The sequence below is a fragment of the Faecalispora jeddahensis genome (assembly GCF_000577335.1).
GTDB lineage: Bacteria > Bacillota > Clostridia > Oscillospirales > Acutalibacteraceae > Faecalispora > Faecalispora jeddahensis.
Genome location: NZ_CBYL010000011.1, coordinates 1 through 17,576, shown reverse-complemented (window position 1 = coordinate 17,576; position 17,576 = coordinate 1). Strand labels below are relative to the sequence as shown.

Sequence of the window (17,576 nt, the reverse complement as noted above, 5' to 3'; positions counted from 1 at the left end):
GCTCGGATAGTAAATGGGGAGCATAGCGCCAGAAACGGGGTTTTGTAAAAAAAGAAATCCTTTTTCTCTGGGGAATACACTCATTATAGAGAGCGTCTTTCTATTTGTCAACGAAAAAACCCTATAAATCATATAGGGTTTATCTATTTAAAGGTATAGTTAAAATTTATTGCTCTCGTATTTTTGGCTGTGCGAGGAATAACTCCGCCGGATTCTGGCGGAAAGGCTGCGCTTTCCCTCCGCTTTCTCTTTCTGGCGGCACTTGGCCAGATAGTTAGTGGTTTCGTCGAGCACTTCGCCGCTGAGCAGGAACAGGGCGATCAGGTTCGGGAATGCCATCAGGCTGTTGAAAATATCGCTGATTCCCCAAACGAGATGCAGGTCGAGCGTACAGCCCGCAATTGCCGAGAGGGCAAACAGAATCCGGTAGGCGGGTACCGCCCGGTTGCCCACAAGGTAGCGCACCCCGCACTCGCCGTAATAAGACCACCCCAAAAGGGTCGCAAACGCAAACAGTGAGATGCACACAGAGATCAGCGCGCCTCCATAGTTCCCGAATACCGAAGAAAAGGCCGCGGCCGAGAGCGCTGCACCGTCTTTTCCGCTCGAAAGCGTGCCGCTGCATAAAATGACGAGCGCCGTTACCGTACACATGATAATCGTGTCCAGAAACACCTGAAAAATGCCCCACATCCCCTGCTCCACCGGCTCCTTCAGTGTGGTGCCGGAATGCGCCATGACCGAGCTGCCTAGCCCGGCCTCATTCGTGAACACGCCGCGCGAAACGCCGGTCTTCATCGCGTTCGCCATCGCCGCCCCGCCGATTCCTCCGGCCGCCTGCCGCAGGCCGAAAGCCTCCTCCATAATCTGCCGGAACACCTCTGGCAGTGCCTGACGGTGGCAGTACAGAACGATCCCCGCCGCAAGCAGGTAACTGATCGCCATAAAGGGAACCAGACGTTCCGCAACACGGGCGATCCGGCGAATGCCGCCAAAGGTCATGATTGCCAGCAGAACGGCCAGCACCAGCCCGGTAACGGGGAGGGCGACGCCGAAGGTGTCCTGCAGTGCACCGGCGATGGAATTCGACTGCGCCATGTTCCCCATCCCGAACGAGGCCAGCACGCAGCCGATGGAAAACAGCACAGCCAGCCCCTTGCTGTGAACGCCGCGCTCAAGGTAATACATCGCGCCGCCCAGCCAGGTGCCGTCTGAATTCTTGATCCGGTATTTCATGCCCAGCACGTTTTCAGAGAAGATCGTCATCATACCCAGAAGCGCCGAGACCCACATCCAGAAGATCGCGCCCGCGCCGCCGAGAGTCAAAGCGGTGGCGACCCCCACAATATTGCCGGTGCCGATCGAACCGGCCAGCGCGGTAGAAACCGCCTGAAAGGGGGAAATCCCGTCCCGACCACGTGAATTCTGGCTGAAAAGTTTACCGAAAGTATTTTTGAACCAGAGTTTACAATGTGTAAACTGGAAAAAGCCCGAACGGAAGGTGAAATTTGCCCCCGCCAGCAGAATGGCGGCCAGAACGGGCCAGCCCCACAGCAGAGGATGCAGAACATCGTTCAGCTGCTGAATCACCGCAGAAATTTTCAAAAGAAAGCGCCTCCTCCTACAACCTGTACTATCAGGTGTATTCCAGAGGCGCGCTTTTCATTCGCACGTATCGTCAAAAAACAACAGGCCCCCTTCGCCGTTGGCGAGAGAGACCTAAGATGTTTTCAACTGGTGTATTCCAAAGCCGTCCTTTTCATTTGCGTATACTGCCAATCAAGCAGAGGCCCCTATGCCGTTGGTGAGAGAAGTCCAATCTATTTTCAACTGGTGTATTCTAAAAGCGCGCTTTTTCACTCGCGCGTATTGTCAATCAAACAGCAGACCCCTACGCCGTAGGCGAGAGAAACTCTAAGTTGTTTTAACAGAGGCATTCCAAAAACGCTTTTCATTCGTGCATATCGTCAATTAATGGCAGTTTCCTCCGCCGTAGGAGAAGAGAACCTCAAAGCGCTTTTAACAGATGCGTCAGAAACACTTTTTCATTCGCTCTTACTGGTTGGGCTGTTTGCTTTCAAAGCAACTGATAAAAAGTTCTACCCCGCCGTAGGCGGGGTAGAACAAAAACGTCTTTGATTACAAGGACTCGATTTCGTCCAGCCACAAACGGGAGCTTGCGTCGCTTGGCATGCGGAAGTCGCCGCGGGGCGACAGCGTTACGGTACCCACCTTGGGGCCGTCCGGCAGGCAGGAGCGTTTGAACTGCTGAGCAAAGAAGCGGCGGTAGAAGATCAGCAGCCACTTTTTGATCGTTTCGTCGTCATAGGCGCCGGCAAATGCCATGCGCGCCATGCGGTAGATTTTTTTCGGGCGGAAGCCGAAGCGAAGCATGTAGAACAGGAAGAAGTCGTGCAGCTCATACGGCCCGACCAAATCCTCTGTTTTCTGAGAAATTTCGCCGTTGACCGGCGGCAAAAGCTCGGGACTGACGGGGGTATCGAGAATGTCGAGCAGCAGCTCGCGCACCCCGGGCTGGCTGTTTTCCGCCGCATGGCGAACCAGGTGGCGCACCAGCGTTTTGGGGATGGAGGCGTTCACGCCGTACATCGACATGTGGTCGCCGTTGTAGGTGGCCCAGCCGAGCGCAAGCTCCGACAGGTCGCCCGTGCCGATGACGATTCCCCCCGTCTGGTTGGCGAGGTCCATCAGTACCTGCGTGCGCTCGCGCGCCTGCGAATTCTCGTAGGTGACGTCGTGTATCTGCGGGTCGTGGCCGATGTCCTTAAAATGCTGTTCGACCGCGGCGGCGATGGAAATTTCGCGGAAGCTGACCCCCAGGCTCTCCGCAAGGCCGGAAGCGTTGTTTTTTGTCCGGCTGGTGGTGCCGAAGCCCGGCATCGAAACCGCTGTGATTCCCGTACGGGGAAGATGCAGGGAATCGAAGGCGCGTACCGTGACCAGCAGCGCCAAAGTGGAATCCAGCCCGCCGGAAAGACCGATCACGGCGGATTTTCCGCCGGTGTGGCGCAGGCGGGTCTTCAAGCCCTCGGCCTGCATCGTCAGAATCAGCTCGCAGCGGTCGTACAGATCGGAGGAATCGGACGGCACAAACGGCAGGCAGGGGAAGGTACGCCGAAGCTCCAGCGGAGCAGGGGTCAGATCAAACGGGATCGTCGTGCAGCAGCAGCCGCTCTGCCAGGTGGTCATGCGGCGGCGTTCCTGGATAAGGCGCTGCAGGTCGATGTCCGCGCAGGTCAGGCCGGTGGTAAACAGCGGCGCCTCCGCTAAAAGAGTGCCGTTCTCGGCAATCAGGTTATGTCCGGAAAATACCATGTCGGTTGAGGATTCCCCTTCGCCCGCGTCCGCGTAGGCATAGGCGGCAATCAGCCGGGCCGACTGCCCGGTGACGAGCGCGCGGCGGTAAGAGGGCTTGCCGATCACCTCGTCGCTTGCGGAGGGATTCAGAATGACTGTTGCCCCGCAGGAAGCCAGATTGGCCGAAGGTGGTGCCGGCATCCACAAATCCTCGCAGATTTCCACACCCAGCACCAGCTCGGGGATGGAAAGGCAGCGGAAAATCAAATCGCCGCCCATCGGCACAGCTTGTCCGCAGAACGGGACTTCGCGGGTCTCGGAAGCGGGGGAAAAGTGACGCGCTTCATAGAACTCCGAATAATTCGGAATGCTGCGCTTGGTGGCCAGCCCCAGAATCCGGCCCTGATGGACTACGGCGGCGGTGTTGTACAGCTCGGCGTTCAGCGCAACGGGAACGCCGATCACGGCGATGATGCGCATATCGCGCGTTTCACGCAGGATGCGTGATAAGGCCGCTTCCGCACCCGCGATCAGGGTGCTGTCGCGAAATAAGTCGCCGCAGGTGTAGCCCGTCAGGCACAGCTCGGGGAATACCACAACCCCCACCTGCTGCTGTTCTGCCTCGCGCATCAGGTCAATCACGGCGGATCCGTTGTGCTGGCAGTCCGCTACCCGAATCACCGGGGTAGCGGCGGCGATTCTGAAAAATCCGTCTTTCATAGGAATGTTCCTCCATTTGGAATGAATCGGCGCCGGTTTGCGCAGCCGGCGGATTACTTCCGTTTTTCTGATCTTAGTGAGTTTTTCGGCGCGCAGCCGGGCAGAGTCAGTTTGTCAGAGCCAGCATAAGGAGCTGCCGCCGGGCTTGCTGAACATATGAACAGGCCGCCGAAGCTTGCAGGGCGGCAAATGCTGCAAAGCAAGGAACCTGCCTAACATTTGCAGGCGCAGCTGCCCTATGAATACACGGCAATGGCGTAAGTAAAATTGAGAAATGATTTTACGGCCGCGTGATGCTTCAACGGTCAGAAGGGCGCGCTAATCGCGCGCCCTCTTTATCGAGTGGAATAATTTTCTTTTAGTGCAGGCGGACAAACGGTGACGTCCGGCATATGGCGGCGCAGGTTTTCCAGTGTGAACTGCTTGCTGCCGCAGTAATGGACGCCGCGGCGCACCCTGTTCAGATTGCTCAGACAGTTGGCGCCCTTTCTCTCCCGCAGGTGCATCTTCAGCACATAATAAAGACAGCACATGCCGGTCTTGCGGCAAAGAGCCCGATAAGCCTTTTCGTAATCAGAGTAAACGCCCACGCTTTCCAGCGTGGCGCGAACCATGGCCGTGGCACGGATAAAGTCGTTGATCTTGTCCGCATTGATCGTAGCCAAGGTGCTGGTACTCTGCTGATTATAATAATACAGCGCTTTGTCCACAACTACAACCTTATTTGCATGTGAAAATAATTTATTTGCTGTGGCCAGATCCTCAAACGCCATGGTGGGGAAGGTGATACCGTAATCGGTAAACAGGCTTCTTTTATAAATTTTGTTCCATACAAGGCTCTGAATCTGGGTGTCGTGCAGCAGCTTGTTCATGGCTACATCGCGGCTGAAAACGCCGTGGCAACGGAAGGGGTACTTGTACAATACATCCGAGCGGACAAAGTGGTAATAATAATAGCAGCAGGCAATGTCGGCGCCGTTTTCGGTAACTGCGCGGTACAGCTCCTCCAAAAAGTAGGGGGAAACATAGTCGTCGCTGTCTACAAAACAGAGGTATTCGCCCCGGGCGGCCTCCATTCCGCGGTTGCGCGCCATAGACATGCCGGCATTGGGCTGATCGATCACGACCATATTGACATAATTCCGCTCGAATTCGCGAAGAATAGCGAGAGAACCATCTTTTGAACCGTCGTTGACGGCGATGATTTCAAAATCCTGAAATGTTTGGTGAACCAGAGTGGAAAGACACTTGCCGACAAAAGGCTCCACATTGTAGACGGGAATTACCACGCTGATTTTGGGGTCTTTGAGTTTTGTTTGATTCGGCAAAGCTCATTTCTCCTTTCATTCGAAACTAGTATCCCGCTTTTTGCGCAGGTTGATACATGCCCGGGTGCAGGAGCAGGCAAAATGCTCTTTGCGGGGCTGTTATTGTCCCGATTCCGTTTGTCCGGAGGAGTCGGAAGATGCCGTATTCGGCTGAGAAGAAGCAGGCTGAGACGATGCGTGGGAAGAAGACGAAGCCTGTGAGGAGGAAGCCGCAGAGGAAGACGGTGCGCTCGACGCCGGCTTCGAAGAGGCAGCGGCAGAAGAGGAAGAGGCCGGGGTCGAAGAAGTGGTTCCTTCGGTCCCGGGACCTACCTTGTAGATGTTCGCAATGGCGCGGTAATAGCTGCTCGGCAGAGTTTCTGTTTTGACCACCTTGCCGTTCAGGTAGAAAATGCGTTTGGCAGACGCGCGGATACCGGCGTTGCCCTTGCGGTCAAGAACCTTCTCGCCTTTTTTCAGGGAGGAATCCACCACGAACTGATCCTCAGGCTGCGCGACAGTACCGGTCTGCTGCGAGACGACCTCGATATTATCATAATCGGGAGGCTGGTAGCCGTAAAGCGTTACCGTCACTTTTGTGCCGGTCATGCCGGCCACAATGTATACCGGGTATTCGGTAGGATTTTTAAATTGAAAATCCAAGTATGGATAGCTGACGGTTGCGTCGAGGCCAAGAGGGACGTAAGAGGACTGCCACATGTGATTGGCGCGGCTGGTGATCTCCATGTTGGAGCGGATGGCCGCCCCGTATAATGTGGAGGATACCTGGCATACGCCGCCGCCATACTCCAGCACTTTCTTTCCGCCGGAAATGGCCACGGCCTTGCGGTAGCCGTTTTCGGGAAGATTCGAGTCACCTGTGGCGTTGTTAAACGAGAATACGGCGCCGGGTTCGATCACCTTGCCGTTGATGGCTGCCGAGGCAACCTTCATGTTGTGGTTGCCGTCCGCGGTGTTGGTGGAAACGGTCGTGTAAGTGCCGAGCTTCTGCATATGGCTCTTCAGATGGGCCTGTGTCACATCAAAGGGAACCGTTTTAACGGGAATCTCAATCGTTCCCGTTCCGCTGCCGCCCACCAGGGCATTCACCTGAGAAAGCAGCGAGTCGCTTTCCACGGCAAGGCCGTCTTTTCCGTCCTTGTACTGGAACGTGGCCGTGGCGGTATCGAAAGAAGCAACCGTTGCGTTGACCGGCGAAACATTGACAGCCTGCTCAATTTCAGAAAGCTTCTGTTTTAACACCGCTTCGTCAGAAGTTGCCGTCAGACTGTAGGTTTTCGGGGTCGTTTTCAGCTCTTCGATCAGCTTCAGGCGTTCCTCGTTATTTCCCATGCGGGCATAGCCGTAGGCTTCGTCCAGAACCTCCTGCGTGTTGAAGCTGTATCCCAAATCCTGTGCGGTGAGGGTCCAGTTTTTATCGCCATAGGTCAGCTTGATGTCGATTTTCGGCAAAAGACCGGGTTCGGCGGCTTCCAGAGCCTTCTGGGCCTCTTCCTTGGTCTTTCCGCCCAGGTCGATTCCCTCTACCACCGTTCCGGTGTAGTAGGTATCCGCCTGTAAAAGATTGGCATCGTTCTTCGCCTTCTCCTGCTGCTGGTAGTAAGAGACGCCCGCAAATACAGCCGCGCCCAGAATGAGGACGCCGGCCGCCGCTGCCGCGATCTTCTTCCACCGGCCAGAGCCGTTTTTGCTGTGTTTCGGGGAAGAAGAATACAGATCCGTCAGGGAGTCTTCCTGGTGGAGATGAGTCAGCTGATTCATGCAAAATCCTTCCTTCCTGAAACAAAATTTGTCCTGCGCACTCCCGGGGGAAAGCCGAAAACGCGGCAAAACAATAACAATAAGGCTTTTCGCGAGTCTATTTTATCGCCTTTTCAAAGGAATGTAAAGTTACAGCTTTTACATAAGTTTCGAAAGGCCGTTTTTTCCGTAAAATATTTACATATCAAGGCTTGAAACTTAGTGGGAAATACTATATTGTATAGATACGCGGCCCTGCGGCAAGAAATGCAGACTTTTCCATTTCTGCACTGCCGGGCCGGGACTGTATTTTGAAAATATGCAGAACGGAACCGTTCCGTTCTCACAGGAGGAACCTTCAGGTGAAAATTCTTATTTTATCTGCGGCAACCGGAGGCGGCCATTTACGTGCATCCCATGCAATTGAGTCGTATCTTTTGGAGAACACCACAGATGTTGAAGTGAGAGTGGTGGATGCGCTGAAAACCATTCATCCGATCTTAGATAAAACAATTTGCGAGGGATATCATTTTTTGGCCACGAAAACCCCGAAAATGTTTGGTCTGCTGTACCAGAAATCCAACGAGGAAAATCCCCTGGCCCAGATGGTGCCAAAATTTAACAGCCTGTTCAGTCAGCGGCTGCTGCCCTTATTTGAGGAATACCAGCCCGATGTGATCATTGCAACACACCCCTTTGTAACGGAAATGGTTTCCCATTTAAAGGAAAAAGGGCAGGTCAGAGTACCGCTGATCTGCATCATGACGGACTACGGCCCGCATAAGGCGTGGATTTCGGACAATGTGGACGCCTATGTGGTGTCAAGCGAAGACATGGTGCCGGACATGGAGGCCATGGGCGTGCGCCGCGAAATCGTGTACCCATTCGGCATTCCGGTTTACAATGTGTTTTTCGACAAGACCGACAAGGCCGCGCTGCTGGAAGAACTTGGAATGAAGCGCGACCAGCTTACCATTCTGATCATGGCGGGAAGCTTCGGCGTTTCGAACATCCTCCAGATTTATGAGGATATTGTTTGTCTGGACCTGCCGTTCCAGATCATCGTCATCACCGGCCGGAACGAAAAGTTGTTCCAGGCCTTTGAGGATAAGATCGAAGAGTGCCGTCTGAGCCCTCAAATGTGCTGCAAGCACACCCGGCTGGTCTTTTTTACAAACGAAGTGGAAAAGTACATGCACGCGTCCGACCTGATCATCACAAAGCCCGGCGGCCTGACGGTGTCGGAGGCACTGGCCTGCAACGTTCCTCTGGCGGTGTTCGACGCGATCCCCGGTCAGGAGGAGGATAACGCCAATTTCCTGATGAGCCACGATATGGCGGTCAGGATCCGCAAGGGTGACGACTGCGCGGGCACGATCTCTGAACTGCTGAGCAACCGCGAAAAACTTGAGAAGATGCGGCAGTCCTGCCAGAGCTTCGATAAATCACAGTCATCCAAAAACATTCTGTCCCTGATTTACGAGCTGGTGGAAGAGCAAAAGGAAGATACCGCCGCATTCGGCAAATAGCACGCCGGCGTAAAAAGCCGGGAAGGATGATCCTTTATAAAACAGAATTGATTCAATTTGAAAAATGGGGCAGCGTAAAAGCTGCTCCATTTTTTGTTCGTTAAGGATGTTTTATTCCTGAAAAACGCCGCAGCGGATCAAGCGATGGGAATCCTCTGCCTGTATTTACCAACGAATTTATCTTTCATTCCGTTTCGGTTTGCGATGCTTCGGAATTTTGATATTCCAAGATATCTCCGGGCTGACAGTCCAAAGCCTTACAAATCCCTTCTAAGGTTGAAAAACGAATCGCCTTTGCCTTGCCATTTTTTAATATAGAAAGGTTTGCCAGCGTTATGCCGACTTTTTCAGCCAGTTCTGTCACACTCATTTTCCTTTTTGCGAGCATCACATCAATATTGATTATCATTGCCATGTGCTCACCTCAAATTGTAAAATCATTTTCAGATTTGATGATGATCGCTTCCTGCAGCAATCTTTGAAGAACAGCCACGAAGGTTGCAACGATAAGCGGCATGGAAGCCATGCCAAAGCCGATGATGACAAGACCGGGTGCATCCTCCATTTGTGCCACGAGATATACGGCCGGCATACCGGCCAAATAGAAAAGCGCAGTCATCAGCGCTCCCGCTATTTTCATATTTTTCAGCGTCTTGATGGATGCATCGGAAAACACTTTCCCATTGTCGATATAGTGCAGCAGTCTGATTGCCTGATACAGCGCAAAGAAAAAAATGATCATTGCCGCATACATACAAATCAGGAATGGAAGTTTGAAAAATGCCGCCGTCGGCACCAATACAGACATGGCGTTTGCAAATTTGGGCAGAAGAAAAACGCCGAAAATGAGCGAGGTAATTCCGATCAGGACGATGACGATTTTTAAAAAGATGGTTGTGACACGCTGCTTCATAAAATCACCCTCTGTTTTTTATTGGTAACTCGATTATAGCATTGATTTATCGTTTGTCAATAAATGAATATTGATATTAAGATAAAATTATCTGTATTGTAATATATGATCAAGTTTTGGATTACAGGGGGCAGTCCGTTTTTCGGCAAAGAAAAACAAGGTATCATTCCACATGGAAAATACCTTGTTTTCAAACATTCAATTTGGCGGTACAGGATGTGTTCCAGACTCTGTTTGATAAAGGGAAACGGAATCAAATCCTTTTTGTATCACACACCCGCGCCCAGAATCTTTTCCATATTCTCCAGCTGGTCGATATGGACGATCGTCACGACCTTGTCGCCGCCCTGCAACATAGTTTCGCCACGGGGAATCAGCAGGTCGGAGTTGCGGATGACCGCGACGAGCACGCATTCGGTGGGCAGCTCAATATCGCGCAGCAGCTTGCCCTGTACAGAAGAGCCGGGGCTTACGATGCGCTCGACCAGCGAATACTTGCCGCCGTGGAGCTTCAGCAGCGTCATCATGTCGCCCATCGACATTTCCTCCGCTACCAGGCGCGCCATCAGATCGGCCTGGTTCACGGCGGCGTCAACGCCCATTAAGGGGGTGAACAGCCATGCGTTTTTCGGGTTGTTTACACGGCCAATCACTCTGCGCACGCCGTATTCCAGGCGGGCCAGCGTGCCGACCACCAGATTGTTTTCGTCCGAGCCGGTCACGGCGGCCACAACGTCTGCCTGGCGGATACCGGCGGCCTCCAGTACCTTCGGCTCCGCGCCGTTGCCCTGCAGAATCGTATCGTGCGGCAGGGATCTTTTCAGAACCTCTATCCGGTTATCCTTTGCTTCAATAATTGTGACCTTGTGCCCGCGTTCAATCAGAAGCGATGCAAGGTAGCAGCCCACCTGGCCGCCGCCGACAATAATTACCTTCATGATTTTATCCCCCTCACATCGTTTTGCCGAGCAGTTTACGCAGCTGACCGCCGGAAGCGGAGGTTGCTGCGATATACACGACGTCGCCCTTTTGAAAAACCGTTCCGGTCGTCGGCAGCAGGGTCTTATTGTCGCGCTCGATCGCGATAACGTGAATATCGCCGACCACCGTCAGTTCATTCACCCGGTGCCCTGCCAGAAGGGTGGGCAGCTCCACGCGCACCAGCTCCGCCTCGCCGCTGCCAAAGCTGTAAACCTGGTTCAGAGTGGAGTACGAAAGCAAATCCGATGCACGCTTGATGCCCCATATGGTGGAGGAGAGGGTCTGTACGCCAAGACGCTTGTAAATCTCGGCCTTTTCGCGGTCGTACAGGCGCGCGACCACTTTCGGTACATGGTAAATCTCTTTGGCGATGCGGGCGATCACGGCGTTCGATTCGTCGCTGGAGGTAAAGGCCGCCAGCGCGTCGGTGCGCTCGATCTGCGCCTTCTGCAAAACATCTTTATCAAAGCCGATGCCTTCTACTGTTTTTCCCTGAAAGTGTTTGCCGAGCTGTTCAAACGCTGCCGGGTCAGAGTCAATGACGGTAACGGAGTGACCGGCTTTGCTCATGGCCTGCGCAAGGCCGGAGCCGTTGCGTCCGCACCCTACAATAATGATTTTCATCGAATAGCCTCCCTTTTTGCGTCTTTGGGCATGTTAGTATGGGGTTGGTCGTTATTATGATTCTTTCTGCGGTCCGACCAGCGCAGGAACCATTTGCGCGCCTCATCCAGCAACAACATGGCGAACGGGATGAACAGCAGCATTCCCAGGTGATTCAGCGGCAGGGGTGCCGTGTTGAACAGACTGTGCAGGAACGGCAGCGGCAGGAAAACAAGGCACGCAAGGAGCGTGAATTCCACCGCGATACCCACCAGAATCAGGCGGTTGCTGAACAAACCGATCTTGAATACAGACGTACGATCTGTACGGCAGGCGAATACCGCGCCCACCTGCGAAAGCACGATGGCGGCAAAGGTAATAGAAGTGGTCATCCGGTATGCGATCCCCTCGGAAGCCAGCGGAATCGCGGGCCAGCCCATCAGGAAGTTCAGGAAGAAGTATGCGGCGATACCGAAGATTGCTTCAAGCATACCGTACCACAGAAAAGCCCTGAAAATCAAGGGGCGATTGAGGAGAACATCTTTTCTGGAACGCGGGGGCGCATCCATCACGCCCGCCTCCGGCGCTTCAGAGCCAAGGCCCATGGCGGGCACCATATCGGTACCGAGGTCGATGGCCAGAACCTGCATGATCGTCAGGGGCAGCGGGATCAGTCCGCCGGAGAACAGGTACAAAACCATCGGCACGGCGCAGGACATGTTGCTGTTGAAAATATAAAGAACAAATTTGCGGATGTTGCTGTATACCGCGCGGCCTTCCTCGATCGCGTTGACGATGGAGGCAAAGTTGTCGTCGGTCAGAATCATGTCGGCGGCTTCCTTGGCCACGTCCGTTCCGGAGCGGCCCATCGCAACGCCGATATCCGCCTTCTTCAGCGCGGGGGAGTCGTTAACGCCGTCGCCGGTTACGGCAACGATCTGTTTCATATCCTGCAAGGCGCTGACGACCTGAAGCTTCTGCTCCGGGGCAACACGCGCGAAGATGACTTCATCCTTGAGCGCTTCCTCCAGGGCATTCTGGCTCATGTTTTCGAGCTCCAGACCGGTGATGATGCGGGGGTGGCTGCCGGAAACAATTCCGATGCGGCGGGCGATGCTTTCCGCGGTCAGGCCGTAGTCGCCGGTGATCATGATGATCCGGATGCCGGCCTTGTGGCATTTCTTCACGGCGGCGGCAACCTCCGGGCGGGGCGGGTCGACCATGGCGATCAGGCCGAGAAAGGTCAGATCCTGCTCGATCAGCTCGGGGGTGTATTCGCTCAGGCTGGTCGGCAGCGCGACTTCGCCGGCCAGCTCGCGGCAGGCCACTGCCAGGACGCGCAGACCTTTTTTGGCGTATTCGTCGTTCACCGTCATGATGTGGCGGCGTTCGTCGTCGCTCATGGCAGAAACCACTCCGTTTCTGCGCTGGCGGGTGCACAGGTCCAGCACCTCTTTCGGCGCGCCTTTTACATACGCCAGGCGGCTGCCGCTCAGGGGCTGGTGAATGGTGCTCATGCGCTTGCGGCCCGAGTCAAAGGGCAGCTCGCGCAGGCGGGGAATCGTGGTGGAAAGCTCATCCAGATTCAGTCCGTTCTTCTTTGCAACAACCAGCAAAGCGGCTTCCGTGGGGTCGCCGAGAACGGTATAATGGTTATTTTCTTCATTGGGGGGCAGCAGTCTGGCGTCGCAGCACAGCCCGGCGCCGGTCAGCAGCTGGCACAGGTCGCTGTTGTCCTTGTCGGCGGGTCGGCCGTTTTCTTCCAGAATCTGTCCGCCCTCAGCGTTGTAGCCGACCCCGGTCACTTCGAGGTTGCGGCCGTCGAGCCAGACATTGCTGACGGTCATTTCGTTCTGGGTCAGTGTTCCGGTTTTATCCGTGCAAATCACCGTGGTGCAGCCGAGCGTCTCGACAGCGGACAGGCGCTTGATCAGCGCGTTGCGCTTGGCCATGCGCTGCACGCCCATGGCGAGAGATAAAGTAACGGTGGGGAGAAGACCCTCTGGAATAAAGGCGACGATCATGCCCAGGGCGAAAATAAATGCCGCCACAGGCTCTGATTTTGCGAGGAAAATCGCCAGAATAAAGAACACTACGCCGATCGAAACGGCGATGGCGGAAACTTTTTTTGTCAGGTTGCCCATTTCTTTCTGCAGGGGGCTGGATTCGTCCTTAAGGCTCTGGGTCAAACCCGCGATACGGCCGAACTCGGTGTCCATTCCGGTAGAGCAGACGATTGCCTTGCCGGTACCGGAGGAAACCGTTGTTCCGGCGAAAATCAGGTTCGGCGACTCCACAGTGGAAATGTCGGTGCGAAGCACCTGATCGCGCGCCTTATGCACGGGGTTCGATTCGCCCGTCAGTGTGGACTGGTTGACGCGCAGGTCGTTGTCCTCGACAAGACGTGCGTCGGCAGAGATCATATCGCCCTCCGACAGCAGCATAATGTCGCCGGGGACGAGATCCTCCGCCAAAAGGCGAAGCTCCTCGCCGCCGCGCAGCACGCGGACGTAATCCGGCAGCAGCTTTTTCAGAGCTTCGGTCGCCTTGCCGGCGCGGAATTCCTGCCAGAAGCTGAATACGCCGTTAATGACGTTGACCATCCAGACGGCAATGGCCAGCTCCGGCATTCCCGCGATCAGCGCGACGATACCGGCGACCCAAAGCAGGATCGCCATCAGGTGTGTAAAGTTGGAAAGAAATTTCCAGATCAGCGGTTGACCTTTCTTTTCCTGAATCGTATTTTTGCCGTATTTTTTCAGGCGCACCTGCGCCTCTTCGGGGGAGATGCCCTGCTCTGCGGTGTCCAGCGCTCCGTATACTTCCGATACGGGCAGCTGCCGGATTTTACGCGGCAGATCGTTGACCGGCGGTGCAGCCGGCTGTTGAGTGGTCGTTTGTACGTTTGATTCTTTCATCGTTCTGCTCTCCGTTCCATAACATGTATAATTCCATTTGGATCCCGCCGGGTACAAAACGCGAGATGAAGGGGTTCGCCGCAGTCTGATTCTTCATAGGCACATTTTCTGTCGGGAGTCAGGCTGCCAAGCCGGTTTAAATTGTATCGAGCCGGCAGGTAAGTCGGATCCAGCGCCCAGGCGGACCGAAAATGCCGCATCGCTCCGAGGACGTCGTTTTCCTGCTCCAGAAGGATTCCCATTAAGTTGTGGGGCTGCGGTGCATGGGGAAAAGTACCCATGGCGTTTGAAATCAGCCGTTTGCATTCTTCGTATTTCTCTTCCTCAATCAGCAGCTTTGCATCTCTGCAAAGCTTGGTCAGTTCCTGTTGTTGAATGGGAGCTGCAGATTTCATACTGTATCACCTTGCCTGTCTGCCTTTCTCGATTTCCGTTCTTATTTTAGCGAAGAGCCTGTGAGTTGGGTGTGAAAAGACAGACATTGGTGTGAGAATCCTGTGAGAATTAGAACGGATTCGTTTGTTTCAGGGAATATTCGTTTTTTTGCGGCGTTTGCCGCCTTGTTTTTCGGGATTTTTCGGCGGCTCTCGTGTTTTCGGCAAACAAAAAAGACCCGATGCAGATATTGTTCCGCATCGGGTCTTTTTCATTAATAATAGAAAAGAATCCTTTTTCCAGTAAGATTTTTACATGGTAAAAACAGAAAAATTATTCGTCTACCAGCCGGTATCCTACGCCGATTTCCGTTACGATGTAGCGCGGCTTTGCCGGGTTTTTTTCAATTTTGCGGCGCAGTGCAGCCATCAGTGCGCGCAGGGCCTGGGTATCGCTGCCGTAGCCGACTCCCCATACCTCGCGAATGATATATTGGGTCGTCAGCACCTTGCCGCAGTTTTTGAACAGCAAAGCCAGCAGATTGTATTCCATGGGGGTCAGGTGAAGCTCTTCTCCCTGAAGATAGGTCAGACGCTTCTCGATATCGATTTTCAGTTCCCCCACCTGATACACCGCCTGGGGCTTTTCGCCGCTCTGCCTGCGCAGATGCCGGATGGCTACGCGGATACGCGCCAAAAGCTCGGTGGCGGAAAACGGTTTCGTCAGGTAATCGTCCGCGCCGGCGTCGAGCGCCGCCGCCTTTTCTCTGTCCTGATCCCGGGCGGAAACGACGATGATGGGCATGTCCGACCACTCGCGCACCCGTTTGATGATCTCCATGCCGTCGCAGTCCGGCAGGCCCAGATCCAGCAGCAAAAGCTCGATCGGCTCAGAAATCAAAAAGCTCATGGCGTTGTGCCCGGAGTTTGCGCTCAGGTACGAAAAACCGTCCTGCTCAAGCGCATAGCCGATAAAGCTTTGAATTTGCCTGTCGTCTTCCACGACCAGAATTTTATGAGTGGATTCACCCATGGTTTTCCTCCTCCAATGGTAGGCTGAATACAAATTCTGCACCGGGGCCGTCGGTGCGGTTGCGCGCCCAGATGGTTCCGCCGTGAGCCTTTACGATCGTATCGCAGATCGCGAGGCCCAGCCCGACCCCCTTGCGCGAATCGGATTCTTTTGCGTGAGAGGTATAGAACAGCTCGAAAATATGGGGAAGATCAGCTCCCCCGATCCCGCTGCCGCGATCCCGAACGGAAAAGACCGCGCTGCGGCTTTCCCTGTCCTCTTCGACAGAAACGCAGATTTCACCGGGCGGATCGGTATGCTTTACTGCATTTTCTAGCAAATTGATCAGCGCCTGGCTGATCAGCTTTGCGTCCATCGGAACAAGAAACAGCTCCTCCGGCGCGTGAACCTCAATGTCATATCCAAGATGGTGGCGCATAACGTAGCGTGCGGCGCCGCCCAGAATTTCTTCAGCGGCTTCCATTTGCTTGCTGATGGCGAGCATGCCGTCCTGCAGGCGTGTCAGGCTGAGGATGTTCTCTACCAGTGAATGCAGCCAGCCCGCGTCATGATGGATTCCTTCCATCAGCGAGTAGCGGGGGTCAGAGCTGTCAGTCATCCCGAGCAGCATTTCAGAGGTTCCCATCATTCCCGCCAAGGGCGTGCGGAGATCGTGGGAGATCGCGCGCAGCAGGTTGACCCGGTAGCGCTCCTGTACGGTTTCTTCATGCAGGCGAATCCGCTGCAGAGAGGCCCGAAAGCGGTCCATCGCAAGGGCGGTGCTTTCAATCATGGAGCGCAGAATCCGGACCTGCGCCGGAGACAGGCGCTGCGCCTTCTCTTTCGGCAGCCGGATCAGCCCCAGAATCGAATCCTTTGCGTAAATCGGCCAGTCGTAAAATACAGGGCCGGCGACAAAACCCGCGTCCAAATCAGAGAGGCGCTGTAAGATGTCTGATGCATCCTCGGTACGGCGCCGTACCGCTTGCCCCGGCAGGCATTGAATGTAGGAATCCTCCGGCTTGCCGTTCTCGTCAAAGCATAAACAGGCCGCGCCCGCGCATACCGATTTGCTGATGGTGTCGGCCGCCAGCTCCGCAATTTCGGGAAAGGTTTTCGCGTCTGTCAGCAGATTGGTCAAAGCGTAAAGGGCCCGCGATTCGAGTTCGCGCTCTTTTGCGCTGCGTTCGTTCCGTCTGGCATGAAACGTCACCGTGCTGGTCAGCAGGGCCGCAATGCTCATGATGAACAGGGTGATCATATAGCTGGGCGCGTTTACCGCAAAGCTGAAATATGGTTCGGTAAACAGAAAATTAAACAGAAAAGCCGCAAGCACAGATGCCAGAATGGCAAAGGCGTAGCTTGAAATCAGAAGTGGGGTCAATAAAACGGCCAGGAAGAAGACGATCACGATGTTGGCTTCCGGCAGTCCGAGGCCGCGCAGCAGGTATCCGATTCCCGCTGCTGACAGCAGCAGAGCAAGTACGATAACTAGATGCAGAAGTGCGGTTTTGATTTGGTTTTTATGCGCCATGGTGACTTTCATTCCTTCTCTGCGAACCCACAAAAAGAGTGCAGGCCGCTTTCTATCGGACGAATTTCCGGCAGTAACAGTCAAATGGAAATTTCGCCGTTTCTTCCTAGTGTATTTCCATCCTGACCGAAATGCAAGACAATTTATAAAATTATATTTGTGTTTTCAAAATGAATGAGAGCAGTTACATCACGCAGATATTGTGCACAGGTGGAAAATCCCAAATATATGCCGTCAAATGGTTTGAAATAGCTAACAAGTTGATTAGATGATTTCCAAAATAAAACACTTACAATTGCCAGTTTGTGACCATATAAATCAGCATAACGGAGAAAATGCAAATCATTATTGTATTATTGCTTTCCATTCGATAAAATGGATGAAAGAGTAGTGAGAAAGTGTTTTTATATCTGATTGATCATATGTTTAAAATTCAGGCGAAGCATACTTGAGGAGGTTATACCATGAAAAAAGGGATAGGAAAAAAAGTGCTTGCGGCCATTATGTGTCTGCTGGTTTCGCTGCAGATGCTGCCGTTTGTGGCGGGAGCAGAGGACGGCAAGGCCAATGAGATTGATTTAACAACGAAAGCTACTCCGACAGAAG

The 17,576-nt window shown here is 54.0% G+C and carries 13 protein-coding genes; 1 reads left to right on the top strand and 12 read right to left on the bottom strand.

All coding sequences use genetic code 11. The features are described 5' to 3' along the window. Positions 1–159 precede the first annotated feature (159 nt). The 4 genes from TY09_RS06030 to TY09_RS06015 form a co-directional block, all read right to left on the bottom strand. Positions 160–1,605 carry an alanine/glycine:cation symporter family protein gene (locus TY09_RS06030; protein WP_042431977.1) on the bottom strand — a complete coding sequence of 482 codons (1,446 nt, stop codon included), beginning with the start codon at positions 1,603–1,605 and terminating at the stop codon, positions 160–162. Positions 1,606–2,139: 534 nt separating this feature from the next. Further along, positions 2,140–4,038: an NAD(+) synthase gene (locus TY09_RS06025; RefSeq protein ID WP_042431975.1), complete on the bottom strand. Its 1,899-nt coding sequence runs from the start codon at positions 4,036–4,038 to the stop codon at positions 2,140–2,142. 335 nt (positions 4,039–4,373) lie between these two features. Further along, positions 4,374–5,366 (bottom strand): glycosyltransferase family 2 protein, encoded by a 993-nt coding sequence (locus tag TY09_RS06020; RefSeq protein ID WP_042431972.1) that lies wholly within the window; start codon positions 5,364–5,366, stop codon positions 4,374–4,376. Between the two features lie 99 nt (positions 5,367–5,465). Beyond that, positions 5,466–7,127 carry a VanW family protein gene (locus TY09_RS06015; protein ID WP_042431971.1) on the bottom strand — a complete coding sequence of 554 codons (1,662 nt, stop codon included), beginning with the start codon at positions 7,125–7,127 and terminating at the stop codon, positions 5,466–5,468. 341 nt (positions 7,128–7,468) lie between these two features. On the opposite strand from TY09_RS06015, the gene TY09_RS06010 reads away from it, so the two are divergent. Next, positions 7,469–8,635, top strand: a complete 1,167-nt coding sequence (locus TY09_RS06010) for an MGDG synthase family glycosyltransferase (RefSeq protein WP_009059789.1) — start codon at positions 7,469–7,471, stop codon at positions 8,633–8,635. Positions 8,636–8,819: 184 nt separating this feature from the next. Here TY09_RS06010 and TY09_RS06005 read toward each other — a convergent pair whose 3' ends face one another. The 8 genes from TY09_RS06005 to TY09_RS05970 form a co-directional block, all read right to left on the bottom strand. Then, on the bottom strand, positions 8,820–9,050 hold the full coding sequence (locus TY09_RS06005) for a helix-turn-helix domain-containing protein (RefSeq protein ID WP_009059817.1): 231 nt from the start codon (positions 9,048–9,050) through the stop codon (positions 8,820–8,822). Between the two features lie 9 nt (positions 9,051–9,059). Further along, a complete protein-coding gene (locus TY09_RS06000) occupies positions 9,060–9,548 on the bottom strand; it encodes a DUF2975 domain-containing protein (protein WP_042431969.1) in 489 nt (162 codons plus the stop codon). A gap of 269 nt (positions 9,549–9,817) precedes the next feature. Beyond that, on the bottom strand, positions 9,818–10,486 hold the full coding sequence (locus tag TY09_RS05995; protein WP_042431967.1) for a potassium channel family protein: 669 nt from the start codon (positions 10,484–10,486) through the stop codon (positions 9,818–9,820). A gap of 13 nt (positions 10,487–10,499) precedes the next feature. Beyond that, complete coding sequence (locus tag TY09_RS05990; RefSeq protein ID WP_042431965.1) at positions 10,500–11,153, bottom strand: potassium channel family protein; 654 nt, start codon at positions 11,151–11,153, stop codon at positions 10,500–10,502. After that, positions 11,150–14,050, bottom strand: a complete 2,901-nt coding sequence (locus TY09_RS05985) for a cation-translocating P-type ATPase (RefSeq protein WP_042431962.1) — start codon at positions 14,048–14,050, stop codon at positions 11,150–11,152. Before TY09_RS05985 ends, TY09_RS05990 begins: the two co-directional genes overlap by 4 nt. Further along, on the bottom strand, positions 14,047–14,445 hold the full coding sequence (locus TY09_RS05980; protein WP_042431960.1) for a hypothetical protein: 399 nt from the start codon (positions 14,443–14,445) through the stop codon (positions 14,047–14,049). The genes TY09_RS05985 and TY09_RS05980 overlap by 4 nt, the downstream gene beginning before the upstream one ends. A gap of 313 nt (positions 14,446–14,758) precedes the next feature. Beyond that, a complete protein-coding gene (locus tag TY09_RS05975; protein WP_042431957.1) occupies positions 14,759–15,457 on the bottom strand; it encodes a response regulator in 699 nt (232 codons plus the stop codon). Further along, positions 15,450–16,970, bottom strand: coding sequence for an ATP-binding protein (locus TY09_RS05970; protein WP_042431955.1), 1,521 nt, complete (start codon positions 16,968–16,970; stop codon positions 15,450–15,452). The genes TY09_RS05975 and TY09_RS05970 overlap by 8 nt, the downstream gene beginning before the upstream one ends. Positions 16,971–17,576: the final 606 nt, after the last annotated feature.

Excerpts from the sequence above, each read along its gene's own strand:
- TY09_RS06025 (WP_042431975.1), bottom strand. The coding sequence starts at position 4,038 with ATGAAAGACGGATTTTTCAGAATCGCCGCCGCTACCCCGGTGATTCGG.
- TY09_RS06015 (WP_042431971.1), bottom strand. The coding sequence starts at position 7,127 with ATGAATCAGCTGACTCATCTCCACCAGGAAGACTCCCTGACGGATCTG.
- TY09_RS06005 (WP_009059817.1), bottom strand. The coding sequence starts at position 9,050 with ATGGCAATGATAATCAATATTGATGTGATGCTCGCAAAAAGGAAAATG.
- TY09_RS06000 (WP_042431969.1), bottom strand. The coding sequence starts at position 9,548 with ATGAAGCAGCGTGTCACAACCATCTTTTTAAAAATCGTCATCGTCCTG.
- TY09_RS05995 (WP_042431967.1), bottom strand. The coding sequence starts at position 10,486 with ATGAAGGTAATTATTGTCGGCGGCGGCCAGGTGGGCTGCTACCTTGCA.
- TY09_RS05990 (WP_042431965.1), bottom strand. The coding sequence starts at position 11,153 with ATGAAAATCATTATTGTAGGGTGCGGACGCAACGGCTCCGGCCTTGCG.
- TY09_RS05985 (WP_042431962.1), bottom strand. The coding sequence starts at position 14,050 with ATGAAAGAATCAAACGTACAAACGACCACTCAACAGCCGGCTGCACCG.
- TY09_RS05980 (WP_042431960.1), bottom strand. The coding sequence starts at position 14,445 with ATGAAATCTGCAGCTCCCATTCAACAACAGGAACTGACCAAGCTTTGC.
- TY09_RS05975 (WP_042431957.1), bottom strand. The coding sequence starts at position 15,457 with ATGGGTGAATCCACTCATAAAATTCTGGTCGTGGAAGACGACAGGCAA.
- TY09_RS05970 (WP_042431955.1), bottom strand. The coding sequence starts at position 16,970 with ATGGCGCATAAAAACCAAATCAAAACCGCACTTCTGCATCTAGTTATC.